This window comes from Lawsonibacter sp. JLR.KK007 (genome assembly GCF_036941135.1).
Lineage (GTDB): Bacteria > Bacillota > Clostridia > Oscillospirales > Oscillospiraceae > Lawsonibacter.
This window is the reverse complement of record NZ_JAYWSY010000001.1, coordinates 854,577-868,094: the sequence shown is the minus strand read 5'-3', so window position 1 is coordinate 868,094 and position 13,518 is coordinate 854,577. Positions and strand designations below refer to the sequence as shown.

The window sequence follows — 13,518 nt, the reverse complement described above, 5'->3', positions numbered from 1 at the left end:
AGGGACGGCCGAAAAGCCGTCCTTACATAGCGCCAGCGATCTATATCTCTGCTTGTTTGCACATTTGAAACCGCTTGTTTTTTTCTGTACTATGGTGGTGAAAGGAGCTGTTTCAAATGTTCAAACAGGAAAAGAAGGTGTACCTCAAATTGACCGGCGCGGAATATCGCCTTGTGCGGAAATATCTGCTGGACTGGTGGAACAAGCTGACCGCCCAGGGCCGCGACGCCGCGCCGGTGAATGAGCTTCTGGCAAAGCTGATAGCCTGCTGAAAATAAAATGGTTTTTTCTATATTACTTACATACACCGCCCTTTGCCTACGGAACGCAGGGCGGTGTAAATTTTGAATAAGGAGGGAATCAAATGAGCGTAGATCAGGAGAAACGCATGGCCGGTGATTATGTTATCATCCATGCGTTTCACATTGGTAACCGGGAAATCGTGCTGGGTGAAAACCCGTTAGGCGTTGATGGTGAGCGGTATATGTGCGCGTTCTGCCAGAGCAACGGCCTGATGGCGGGCTACACGGAGGTCATGGTCAGCGATGATTACCCGGAACTTGCGAAGCTGTTTGGGGAGCGCGTGGCGGAGCAGGCGGAGAAAACCCGCATCGACCTGAACGGCCCGAAAATCCAGGGCATCCCCAACACCCCCATCACCGCCGAGGGCTGTGAGGTCATCGGCTATCAGCACGACCTCCATGGGAAAATCGTTGTCATCAAACAGGAGGTGCTGCGCCCGGAATACCGCCGAGCCACCAGCCAGCTTCAGCTATGTACCGGGGGCTTTGGCGCTTCCCCCAACAGCCGGGGCACCGCCTGTTACTGCACGGAGCTGTACTCCGGCAAGACTTCCTATTTTCAGCGGAGTGATATTCTCGGCGTTATTGAGCCTGAAAAGCTGCCCAAATGGGCGAAGCATTATCTGGAAATTCTCCGGCAGGAACAACAGGCTGAAAAGAAAGCCAGGGACAGGGAGGAACGCTGATATGGCTGACAGGATCAACGAGGGCTACACCATCACCGACTCCATCCAGGTCGGGCAAACGGAATTTGTGTTCGGCAAGAGGGACGGCAAACTCCCCATGTATGTGACCTGGGCCTGCAAGGGCGGGAACAACTATTTTTGGGGCCACTACTTCTCCGACCTGCTGGAAGCGAAAAAGGACTTGCTGGGCCGCGCCAATGATGAAGTGAGGTATCAGATGGAGTGGAGGGCGAGGGCTGCTGAAAGACAGCCCAAAGAGCCGGATAAGGAGTGTGAGCGGTAATGGATATGACCCTGCGGCCCGCCACCCCCGCCGAGCGGCTTTACGCCTATGAACAGTATTCGCAGATCAGTGAACGGTGCGGAAATCCGGGCTGCTTGTGGGGTGAGTTGGATAACAGCGGCTCAATATTTCTACACCATTGGGACACTTATGTGCGTTCTCAACACACGCCGGAGTTTAAGACGGAGTTCAATATTGTGCTTGATATGCTCCGCTTTGACGAGCGGTACGGCCTTGTGCTGCAAAACCGCTCCACGATGGTTGCCTATTGCCTTGACCACCCGGAAAGCCGTTTCGGGACTGGATATGAATATGCGTTCCGGGCTGATACCCAAGACTACTCTTACCTGCTTCGCTGCTCCCCGGACGAAAGGGATATTCACGCTCATGTTTATGCGTATCGTCGGGACTTGCTTGACCAGCACATGAAACAGGCTGAAAAGGGTATCCGTTTCATCACCCCGGACGGCAAGGAGAAATTCAGGGTGGCCGATGGTGATATGGTGCGGATCACCACCAGCGAGGGCGCAAGCCTTGACCGCATGGCCCGGTATATCGACGATTGCCACGCTGAAATTGGCGGCAGCTTTTACCATATCCGTGAGTTTGCGGAATGGGTGAAAGAGAGCAGCAGCAAGGTGATCCCCCTGCGTCCAGGTTTGCCGGAAAAATGCTATGCTGTGCTGCCCAGCGGTGACGAGATCATCATTGTTAAGAAGGGTGAGAGTGGCTATTACCATACCGACAAATATGGTCACGACCGGGCGGAGGCCCTGGCGATTGTGGATGAGTGCAACGAGAGTGGCGGCGTGAGCAAGGCGCAGGCGGCGGCGATGCTGGCCGGCTCCATGTTCGGCTGGGAAGTTCCCGCCGCCGACCCGAAAAACTATGACGAGCAGGGTCAGCCCATCAAGCCCAAGCACTATGACCGGGGCGATACCCGGTAAAGGTTATAAAATCTAATAAAGCATGAAAAGCGGCTTCCAGAAAACCAACTGGAAGCTGTTTTTTCGTTAAAGGAGTGTGACATTGATGGAATTGACGTTTCAGACCGCGGCCCCAACGGAGCGGCTTTACTCCGCCCGCCAGAGTATGCAGATCGAAGGCCAGACCGGGTGCATCGGCCACCTGCGGGCCGACATGGGCGAGGACGGCAAGGGCTTTTTCAAAACGTGGAAAGGCCACCGTGAAAACCTGTCCACCGAGGAATTTCAGCAGGAGTTTGAGAGCGTCCTGAACGCCCTGGTGGGCGATGAGCAGTACGGCGGCTTTTTGAAAAGCCGTGACGCCATGCGGGACTTCTGCCAGGAATGCCCGGAGAGCAGCTTCAACGATGGCTTTGCGTTCGGTTTCCGGGCGGACACGGCGCAGTATGCCTACCTGATAAGGCTGCAACCCTACAAGGGGGAGGAAAACCTGTTCATCTACTGCTACCGCCGGGACTGGCTGGACAGCCACATGAAACAGGCTGAAAAGGGCATCCGCTTTATCACCCCGCACTATGAGGAAAAGTTCAGAATTGCGGACGGTGACAGTGTGCGGATCAGGTGTCAGGACGGGCGGGTGCTTGACCGGGTATGCCGGTATATCGACGACTGCCATGTGGAGGTGGGCACCGGCTGGGACAACCTCTACCATATCTGCCAGTTTGCCGAGATGATGGAGCGCAACGGCAACTCTGTGATCCCCCTCAGAAATTCGCTTCCGCTGATATGCTATGGCAAGGTGCCGGAGAAGCGGGCCATCGTCATGTTTGAGCGGGGCTTTGACGGCTACCGCTCCGCATCCTATGTGACAAAGGGCCGCACCAGCCAGAAGCTGGTGGACGAGCTGAACAGCGAGATGGGCGTAAGCAAGGCACAGGCAGCGGCGATGCTGGCCGGGGCCACCCAGGGCTGGGCCACCCCTGCCGCCGACCCGAAGAACTATGACGAACAGGGCCGGCCCATTAAGCCCAGGAACCAGGACAGGGGTGATGCCCGGTGAAGGGCGTACCTATTGACAAAACCCTGTGTGAGTACCTGAAAAAATACCGCCGTGGGCAAGAGAGCGCGGCCTCCAGCAAAGAGTTGGAGGCCGCGTTTCACGTCAAGGGGACGGAACTGCGGCGGGCTGTCAACCGCCTGCGCTGTGACGGCTGGCCCATTTGCAGCGACACCACCGGCTACTTCTATGCAGCGCGGCAGTCGGAGGTACAGGCCACCGTCGCCCAGCTCACCGGGCGTATCTCCAAAATTGCTGCCGCCAGAAAAGGGCTGCTTAAATCTTATGAGGAAAAGGATGGATAAATCGTGGCAAAGAAACCTGAACCCATTGTCCGGCTTGCGGCACAGACGGCCCGCCAGATTTTTGCCAACAGCGGGAACTATATGGCGTTCCTGACCACCGCCGCCCACAATTTCAAATACAGTTTCCGCGACCAGCTTTTGATTTACGCCCAAAAGCCGGACGCTACCGCCTGCGCTGAAACCGACTTCTGGAATAAGCATGGCCGGTGGGTGAACAAGGGCACCACGGGGATCGCCCTGCTGGTAGACACCGACAAGGGCTACAAGCTGCGGCACGTCTTTGATATGTCCGACACCAACAGCCGTGCGGGGCGCACCGTCCCCGTCTGGCAGATGAGGCCGCAGTACGAGGGGCCGGTGGTGGAGGCGTTGGAAAACAGCTATGGCGAGTTTTCCGACAAGTCCGACTTTGCTGCCTGTTTGCTGGAAACGGCAAAGATCATCGTAGAGGACAACTTTGGCGACTACTACGCCGACCTTTGCCGCGTCAAAGAAGGCAGTCTGCTGGAAGAACTGGACGATCTCAATACCGAAGTGTGGTTTAAGGGGCTACTGGAAAACAGCGTGGCCTATATCATGCTGACCCGGTGCGGCATCGACCCCCAGGAGTATTTCAGCGGCGAGGACTTTGCCCGCATCTACGATTTTAATACCTTGAAAACCCTTGTCATCCTGGGGGCTGCGGCCAGCGATATAGCCGAGATGCCCCTGCGGGAGATCGCCAGCACCGTGCTGCCCTTATATTGGGAGGAAGAAAAACAAAATCGCACATTTGCCCAGCGGCCCACAGCACGGTATAATGATGGCAGAACGAAACCTGAAAGGAGCATTGAACATGGAGCTGACATACAGAACCGAGGGCGATTATCAACTGCCCAACCTGGACGTGCCGGAGGCACCGCAGGTCGGAAAATATGGGATGCTGCGGCGCAGTTTCCTCGCCAATCACCGACACGGGATTTACACGGGGATGCTGCTGACCGGGGAGCTGAACAGCCATCTGGCGGAGATCGACCGGCAGGCCACCGAGATGGTGGAGCGGCTGACGGAGCAAATGGCGCGGGAACAGGGCGTGACCGAGAGCCTGAAAGCGTCCGATCAGATGAAGTGGGTCGGTCTGATGAACAACATCAAGGCATCGGCGGAGGAAATGGTGCTGGCGGAGCTGGTGTACGCCAACTGACCGACCCCCTCCCCGCAGCAGAAGAACCACCGCAGGCCCCTACCGCCCCGTCAATGGCTGGCTCTATCAGGCTTGAAGTCAAACATCACGACTTTAGCGCCCATTCTGACGTGGATTACTATTACCAGGACAGCGAGAAAAACGAATTACTCCGCACCTGCGATGCCCTGAAAGACCACCGAACTGAAATCGCCGCATTCTTTGCCGGACATTCGGACAGCAAGGAGCGCGGCGATTTTATCAAGTCCTTTTTCAACAATACCTACGTTGAGAAAATCCTGAGTAACGGACAGCGGGCCGGGTATCGGGCATGGGACGATGTGCTGACCTTCTGGCGCGGAGCCTATCTCTCCCGCGAAAAAGAGGTGTTCATGCGGTGGACGGGCGTTGCCGACACCATCTATGGGATGATCCTGCTTAACCAATGGCTTGACCCGGACGAGCGTCCTCTCCCCAGCGAAGCGGAGCAAATCTCCTTTATCGAACAGGCCGAAGCGGAAAAGGCTTCGGCTTTTACCATTCCCCAGGAGGCCATTGACTATATCCTGTGTGGGGGGAGCGGCATATCCGAGGGCAAGTACCGCATATATGAACAATTCCAGAAAAAAGAGGGCAAACAGGAAAACATCAAATTTTTGCGGGATGAATACGGTATTGGCGGGCATTCTGACGCCATCCCCGGCAGCGGTTATTGGGAGGATCACGACGGCAAGGGCATCACTATTTCCCGCGATTATGGCGATCCTGACGGCAAGTTTCTGTTGACCTGGGCCAAGGTAGAAAAGCGTATCGGGGAACTGATTGCAGCCGACCGCTATCTGAACCGGGCTGAAAAAGAACATTACCCAGTATATCAGGCCCAGGTAGAGGAACGGAAAGCGCGGTGGGCCATCGCAAAGGAAATCAGCTCCATCATCGACGATTATGTGGACTTCAAGACCCAGCTCGGTGAAAAAGAGCAATGCTCGGAAATCCTGCTTGCCAAAAGGTGCGCGGACAGCTTTGGTGTAGGAGACAAGAAATGCTATGTCCTGACGATGGAGGGCAGCTTTGTTCTCCCCACCCTGCGGGACGCCATGCAGACCATCATCAAAGACAACACCCACCTGACGGAGCGGTGCGAGGCCATGCTTGCCCAGCTCTCCGGCCCTCTGGCCGCGCCGCTGGAACCCACCTATGACGAACTGAACCCGCCGCCCCCGCCGAAGAAGGAATACCGCTTTGCTTTGGGCGACACGGTGTACCTGGGGATGCAGGAGTATGAGCTGCTGGCCTATGACGAGCAGACCGTCCGGCTCTTTGACCCGGCGTTCCCCATCATCAACAAGGAACTGCCCCGCGCCGAATTTGACCGTATGCTGGCGGAGAATCCGCTGAATGACCGTTTGCTTCAGGTGGTGGAGGATGTATCGCCCGCCGCCGAACAGGGGGAGCCGGACACCCCGCAGACCGTAGAGCAGCATCAAGAGGAACGCACCGACACACCCGGCTATGAGTTGGGCTTTGGGCACCTGGGCAACGGCGTGACGGTGTGGAACCGGCTGGAACTGTGGGACGGTGACTATAAGACAATCGCCCATATTGCACCTGACCGAACCGTGACCTATCACGAGGGCGGTCTGCCGGAGGATGTGCGGGCACGGATCGAAGAATTTGCCGCCACCTCCACCATGACTATCTCCGCCGTCCAGGACACCCCCGTGTTTTCTACCCCGCCGTTGGTGCGGGAGCCTGCCAGCGGCAGGTTTTGGGACGACTACAACTCCACCAAGGAACGTTACCACGACAGTCTTGTACTGTATCAGGTGGGCGACTTCTTTGAGTTGTATGGCGGGAGTGCGGGAGAGGACGCGCAGATTGCGGCATCCGAACTCGGCCTTGCGCTGACCACCCGCACCATCTCCGACATAGGCCGTGTCTCCATGTGCGGTTTTCCCGCCCATGCGCTGGAGGACAACGTGGTGCGGCTGACCGCTGCGGGGCATGACGTGATCGTGGCGTCGCTGGAGGATAACCGGCACAAGATCACCGCTATTCCCGCCGCGCCCACGGAGAGAGCAAAGCGTCTTATCAATGAGTTTTGCGAAAAGGAGTATAACAGCCCCGCCGATTTTTCCAATCTGCGCGATGTTGCCCTGGCTCACAGCGCCACCGGCGACGGCGAACACTTTGTTGATGTGAGCGCCGACCTTACGGTGTTTCGTCTGACTTATCAGGTGGACGGCGAATCGGTTGCTTCCATCCAATGTCACGACCTGGACGATTTGAACGGGCTTCTCGCCAACCTGGATTTTGATGAAATGATTGCCTTTGCCGAGGAACGATACGGCAAACAGCAAGAGCAGCTCCGCCAGCAGGAACAGGAAACCGATGACTTCTCTGATATTGACCCCGCTGCCATCCGCGCCGCCCTTGCGGAGAACGGTATTGTAGACGGCCATGTTGTTGACCCGGACAAGCTGGACGCCAACCCCTTTATTCAGCAGGTCATGGCCGATGTGGAGCAGATTGCCGCCAACGAATCCCCGTCCCCGGAACGCTTTTCTGTCATTGAAACGGAGGGCGGCTACGCCGTTTGGGACGATATTCGGGACGAGATATATGTGGACGGCGAGGGTGTCCGGGAGGAATTTACCAGCGAATGGCAGGCCGAGGACTATCTGAAGCAGGTTAAAAAGGCCGTGGCGGACAAGGAGATCGCTGAATGGCTGGCGGTGGAGCGGGCGAAACAGGAACCTGCTGAAAAAGCAGCGGATACGGAAAAGGGCGCGGAAAGTTTAGCAGATGGGCACGGCCATGAGGGTGAGGGGCCAGCCCCGGCCCCGCCCGCGCCCCGGCGCAGGGCCAAGGTGTCCCCCTTTGTCCTCCATCCCGAAGTCTCCAATGCAGACCGGCACGAGTACTGTATCACCGATGATGCCATCGGCGCGGGAACGCCGGGAGAACGATTTAACAACAACGTCCGGGCCATCCGCCTGCTGAAAAAGCTGGAACGAGAAGATCGTTTTGCCACGCCGGAGGAACAGGCGGTATTGGCGCAGTATGTGGGTTGGGGCGGTCTGGCCGACTGCTTTGACGAGCGCCACAGCAAGTACGCCGAGCTGAAAGCCCTACTTGACGAGGACGAATACGCCGCCGCCAGGGAATCCACTCTCACCGCCTTTTACACCCCGCCCGTGGTCATTCGCTCCATTTATCAGGCATTAGAGAACATGGGCTTCAAGACCGGCAATCTGCTGGAACCGTCCTGCGGTATTGGCAACTTCATTGGTATGCGCCCGGAAAATCTGGCGGACTCCAAAGTCTACGGCATAGAGTTGGACGGAATCAGCGGGCGCATCGCCCAGCAGCTCTACCAAAAATCCTCCATTGCTGTCCAGGGGTTTGAGAAAACAGACCTCCCGGACAGCTTTTTTGACGCCGCCATCGGCAACGTGCCCTTTGGCAGCTTCAAGGTATCGGACAAGCGGTACGACAAGCACAACTTTCTCATTCACGACTACTTCTTTGCACGGACGCTGGATAAGGTCAGACCGGGCGGCATCATCGCCTTTGTTACCAGCAAGGGCACCATGGACAAGGAAACACCCACCGTGCGGAAGTATATCGCACAGCGGGCCGATCTGCTGGGGGCTATCCGTCTGCCCAATAATGCGTTCAAGGACGCCGCTGGCACGGAAGTGACCAGCGACATTCTGTTTTTGCAGAAGCGGGACGCCCTCTCCAGCGAGGAACCGGCCTGGGTACACCTGAACACCGATGAAAACGGGCTGAAAATGAATCAGTATTTCATCGACCACCCGGAAATGGTGATGGGCGAAATGCGGGAGGTCAGCGGCCCCTACGGGCCGGAAACCGCCTGCCTGCCCCGTGAGGGGCAAAACCTGGGCGAACAGCTCACCGCTGCCATCCAAAACATCCAAGGCTCTATCACCGAGTATGTGCTGGACGACCCGGAAGCGGAGGGCGAGGACAAATCCATTCCCGCCGACCCGGAGGTGCGGAATTTCAGCTACACCGTGGTGGACGGTCAGGTGTACTACCGGGAAAACAGTCGGATGAACCCGGTGGAGGTATCGGTGACAGCGGCGAACCGCATCAAGGGGCTGATCGGCATCCGGGACTGTGTGCGGACGCTCATTGAGTATCAGACCGAGGACTGGCCCGCCGAGGATATTCAGGCCCAGCAAAAAAAGCTCAATGCTCTTTATGACGCTTTTGCGGCGAAATACGGGCGTATCAACTCCCGCGCCAATAGCGCCGCGTTCAGCATGGACAGCGCCTATTTCCTGCTATCCTCCCTGGAAGTGCTGGACGATGAGCGGAACTTTGTCCGCAAAGCGGATATGTTCACCAAGCGCACCATCAAGCAGAAGGTAGTCGTCACCAGCGTAGACACCGCGTCCGAGGCCCTGGCTGTGTCACTGGCTGAAAAGGCCAGGGTGGATATGCCCTTTATGATGGGGCTGACCGGCAAGACGGAACAGGAGGTTTTTGCCGACCTGACTGGCGTGATCTTCCTGAACCCCATGCACGGATATGGCGGCAGCACAGAGGAAAAATACCTCACCGCCGATGAATACCTCTCCGGCAATGTGCGGGAGAAGCTGCAATGGGCAAAGCGGAGCGCCGAACAGTACCCGGAGGACTATACCGCCAATGTGGAAGCCCTGGAACGGGTGCAGCCGGTTGACCTGACCGCCAGCGAGATTTCCGTGCGGCTGGGAGCCGACTGGCTTCCCGTCGAGGTCGTCCAGCAATTCATGTACGAGCTGTTTGACACACCCAATTACGCACAGTGGAATATCAAAGTCCACCATTCCCGTATGACCCGTGACTGGAACATTGAGGGCAAATCCTACGACAAGAGCAACATCAGGGCGCACAACACCTACGGCACCAGCCGGATCAACGGCTACAAGATCATTGAGGAAACCCTGAACCTGCGGGACGTGCGGATTTTTGATTACGTTGAAGATGCCGACGGAAAGAACACCCCCGTCCTGAACAAGAAAGAAACCGCCATCGCCCAGGGCAAACAGGAGCTTATCAAGCAGGCGTTCCAGGACTGGATTTGGAAAGACCCGGCCCGGAGAGAACGCCTGACGCGGCTCTATAACGACAAGTTCAACAGCACCCGGCCCCGCGAGTACGACGGGAGCCACCTGAACTTTGTGGGCATGAACCCGGAGATCACCCTGCGGCCCCATCAGGTGAACGCCATCGCCCATATCCTCTACGGCGGGAATACCCTGCTGGCCCATGTGGTGGGGGCGGGCAAGACCTTTGAAATGGTGGCAGCGGCACAGGAGAGCAAACGGCTGGGCCTGTGCCAAAAGAGCCTGTTCGTTGTCCCCAACCACCTGACGGAGCAGTGGGCGGCGGAGTATTTGCAGCTCTATCCCTCCGCCAACATCCTTGTCGCTACAAAAAAAGATTTTGAAACCAAAAATCGAAAGCGGTTTTGTGGCCGAATTGCCACCGGGGACTATGACGCCATCATCATCGGGCACTCGCAGTTTGAGAAAATCCCGGTGAGCATAGAGCGCCAGCGGTATCTTCTGGAGCAGCAGCGGCGGGACGTTTTGGACGGTATTGCGGAGCTGAAAGCCAACCACGGGGAACGGTTTTCCATCAAGCAGATGGAACGCACCAGGAAATCCATTGACGCCAAGCTGGAAAAGCTGAACAACCAAAGCCGTAAGGATGATGTGGTCACGTTTGAGGAATTGGGCGTTGACCGCATCTTCATTGACGAGGCACATTATTACAAAAACCTCGCGTCCTTTTCTAAAATGCGGAACGTGGGCGGCATCAGCCAGACCGAAGCGCAGAAGTCCAGCGACCTCTATATGAAGTGCCGCTATCTGGACGAGTTGACCGGGGGCCGGGGTGTGATTTTCGCCACGGGCACCCCTATCTCCAACACAATGGTGGAGATGTATACCATGCAGAAATACTTGCAGTACGGATTGCTGGAGCAAAAGGAACTGCTTCATTTTGACGCATGGGCGTCCACGTTTGGGGAAACTGTCACCGCTATGGAGCTGGCCCCGGAGGGCACCGGCTACCGGGCCAAGACCCGCTTCTCCCGCTTCTATAATCTCCCGGAGCTGATGAATATGTTCAAGGAAGTGGCGGACATCCAGACGGCGGATATGCTCAACCTCCCCGTGCCCAAGCCAACTACCACAACATCGTTTTGAAGCCATCGGAACAGCAGAAGGAGATGGTGGCGGCGCTGGGAGAGCGGGCCGAGCGCGTCCGCAATAAGATGGTGGACAGCACCGTGGACAATATGCTGCTCATTACCAACGACGGGCGCAAGCTGGCCCTCGACCAGCGGCTCCTTAACCCCATGCTCCCGGACAGCGACACCGGCAAGGTGAGCGCCTGCGCTGAAAATGTCTTTGAGATATGGCAGCGCACGGCGGATCAGCGGTCTACGCAAATGGTGTTCTGCGACCTGTCCACCCCCAAGGGAAACGGGGATTTTAACGTCTACGACGACCTGCGGGACAAGCTGATTGCCAAGGGCATACCAGCCGAAGAAATAGCGTATATCCACACCGCCAATACAGAGGTACAGAAGAAAGAGCTGTTCGGCAAAGTGCGTTCCGGCCAGATACGGGTGCTGCTCGACTCCACACAGAAGATGGGGGCAGGCACCAACGTACAGAAGAAATTGATCGCGCTTCACCATTTAGACTGCCCGTGGCGTCCCTCCGATTTACAGCAACGGGAGGGGCGCATCATCCGGCAAGGTAACGAAAATGACGAGGTGGACATTTACACTTACGTCACTGAGAACACCTTTGACAGCTACCTCTATCAGTTGGTAGAGGGCAAACAGAAGTTTATCGGGCAGATCATGACCAGCAAAAGCCCGGTGCGCTCTGCGGAGGACATTGACGAAACCGCCCTGTCCTACGCCGAAATCAAGGCCCTATGTAGGCTCTGCTCCGCAACGTCAGCAAAACAAACAGCAGAAGCATAAGGCAAAACAGAGCGAGAGCGGCCCTCAGGGATAAGGAAAGGTTTGAGAGCAGCAGTGTAACGCCAATCACACAGACAGCGGTTTCCTGTAGGCGTGCCATGACGCGGTCCAGGCCGTAAGCGGTCTTGACCGTCCCGAAAAGACCCTCCACAGCATTGCGGTCGCAGTTGTCCTGATACTCCAGTTTCTTTGCTTGACGGGACAGGCCGGGAGCTTTTGGCGGCTTTCCCAGGGCCGGACCGGACAGACGAATACCATGCTCTTTGCAAAAAGCCAGTGTCTGGCGGCTGCGGTAGATTTTGTCCGCCAGGATACGTTCCGGGTAACAGCCATAGCGCTCCCGATACCGAGCCACCGCCCGCCAGAGGTCTTCCGATTCGTTGAAGGGCTCGAAGTCCAGCCGTTCGATCCTGGCATAGCCATCCACCAGACTGATATGCAGTTTTGAGCCAAACTCGGTATTGGCGTGGGCTTTTCCCCGAACGATGGGCCGGACCCAGGGCTGGGCCAGACTGACGATGCGCCGGGGAATGCTGTGGGTCCCGGATTCAAACATGAGGCGCTGCTGCTCGTAGACAGTAGTCATGATATTCAGGTGGTCCGCCTGCTTTGAAGACAATTTTGCACCTTTTTGAACCAATTCAGCTATGTACCTGATATCCCGGCGGATGTATTGCAGCTGTTTGCGTATCGCGGAACGGATTGCTTTCCCACTGCGCTTCTTGCTTTTGGACAGACGGAGATAGTCCTTCCGGGCGCGCTTGCGGTACATCCGGGGCTTCTTCTGTCCTGCCGCTTTACACAGCTCGTCCACCGTTTTCTCCGCTTTCTCCCGCACTTGGTTGAGTAAATCGATGTCCTGAGGATAGGCGATGTCCGCGGGGCAGCATGTGGCGTCCAGAATCAGTGTCCCGCTGTTAGGCGGATCGTTCCCGTCATCCGAGTCATCCTGTTTCCCTGTCTCCGCTTTTGGGACAGACGCCTCCAGAATTGCTGCCAGGTCCTCCTCGCTGAACCGTTTCCGGAACGCCACCAGCGTGGACGCTCCGAACGGACACGGCCCGTACTCCTTCATGCCGATGAAATATTGCAGATACGGGTTTTCTCCAATGTGCTTCACCAGCCATTGGTCGCTGCATTTCAGCCGCCGCTGAATCAGCAGCGCCCCTAATGCCATCCGTGCCGGATGGGCCGGGTGACCATTGTTCACGAATCGCGCTGCATACCGTTCCTCCGCTATCTCCCACGGAACCAGCGCCGCCAGTTTCACCCAATCGTTTTCTGGGTCCAGTTTCCCATATGGAAAGATGAAATCTTCCATCCGAAGCTGACTGTTGTCCTTATACATCCACTCCGCCCCCTATAAGTGCACGCTTTTTCCTTGCTTTTTCCCAATTCCCTTGCACCTATTCTACCATATTTCATCCCATATTGCTTGTCTTCCAAGCTGTTTGAGGTTATGAAGCAGGCCCTATGTAAAGTGGCTATTTAGGGGGTACTCCGCAACCCCGTTCAAAAGGAAGTTGAGGGCAAAAGCGTGGAAAAGAGCCAAAAACAGGTTTTATAGCCTTATCGAAACAAGGAAATATGGGGAAAGCATGGTCCATTCCTGCCCGCATATAGAGGTGACTATAAGTCAAGTGCAAGGGTTTTGATATACTTTCTGCAAAAAACCTTGCACTTTAAACTCCCATTTTTGCCTCCTAACCCTTGCAGGGCAATGGCTTTGAGGTTGCGGAGTACCCCCTATGTACGGGCAATCCCCATATCAAGGAGAAG

8 protein-coding genes and 2 pseudogenes are annotated in these 13,518 nt (G+C 56.5%); 9 read left to right on the top strand and 1 reads right to left on the bottom strand.

The annotated features are described in order from the left end of the window. Window positions 1-116 precede the first annotated feature (116 nt). The 9 genes and pseudogenes from VV088_RS04875 to VV088_RS04835 all read left to right on the top strand — a co-directional run. Window positions 117-272, top strand: a complete 156-nt coding sequence (locus tag VV088_RS04875; protein WP_334599647.1) for a hypothetical protein — start codon at window positions 117-119, stop codon at window positions 270-272. Window positions 273-364: 92 nt separating this feature from the next. Further along, on the top strand, window positions 365-988 hold the full coding sequence (locus VV088_RS04870; RefSeq protein WP_334599646.1) for a hypothetical protein: 624 nt from the start codon (window positions 365-367) through the stop codon (window positions 986-988). Between the two features lies 1 nt (window position 989). After that, window positions 990-1,271 (top strand): hypothetical protein, encoded by a 282-nt coding sequence (locus VV088_RS04865; protein ID WP_334599645.1) that lies wholly within the window; start codon window positions 990-992, stop codon window positions 1,269-1,271. Next, the gene (locus tag VV088_RS04860; RefSeq protein WP_334599644.1) at window positions 1,271-2,218 is read left to right on the top strand and encodes a hypothetical protein; all 948 of its coding nucleotides are present in this window, start codon (window positions 1,271-1,273) and stop codon (window positions 2,216-2,218) included. The genes VV088_RS04865 and VV088_RS04860 overlap by 1 nt, the downstream gene beginning before the upstream one ends. Before the next feature lie 85 nt (window positions 2,219-2,303). After that, on the top strand, window positions 2,304-3,257 hold the full coding sequence (locus VV088_RS04855) for a hypothetical protein (RefSeq protein ID WP_334599643.1): 954 nt from the start codon (window positions 2,304-2,306) through the stop codon (window positions 3,255-3,257). Then, window positions 3,254-3,559, top strand: coding sequence for a hypothetical protein (locus VV088_RS04850; RefSeq protein WP_334599642.1), 306 nt, complete (start codon window positions 3,254-3,256; stop codon window positions 3,557-3,559). The genes VV088_RS04855 and VV088_RS04850 overlap by 4 nt, the downstream gene beginning before the upstream one ends. A 799-nt stretch (window positions 3,560-4,358) precedes the next feature. Then, window positions 4,359-4,742 carry a TnpV protein gene (locus VV088_RS04845; RefSeq protein ID WP_334599641.1) on the top strand — a complete coding sequence of 128 codons (384 nt, stop codon included), beginning with the start codon at window positions 4,359-4,361 and terminating at the stop codon, window positions 4,740-4,742. Between the two features lie 53 nt (window positions 4,743-4,795). After that, window positions 4,796-6,733, top strand: a pseudogene (locus tag VV088_RS04840) (hypothetical protein); the annotation flags it as partial. Window positions 6,734-7,255: 522 nt separating this feature from the next. Beyond that, window positions 7,256-11,739, top strand: a pseudogene (locus tag VV088_RS04835) (DEAD/DEAH box helicase family protein); the annotation flags it as partial. On the opposite strand, the gene VV088_RS04830 reads toward VV088_RS04835, so the two are convergent. Continuing rightward, complete coding sequence (locus VV088_RS04830) at window positions 11,681-13,087, bottom strand: IS5 family transposase (RefSeq protein ID WP_442913113.1); 1,407 nt, start codon at window positions 13,085-13,087, stop codon at window positions 11,681-11,683. The pseudogene VV088_RS04835 and the gene VV088_RS04830 overlap by 59 nt on opposite strands. Window positions 13,088-13,518 lie beyond the last annotated feature (431 nt).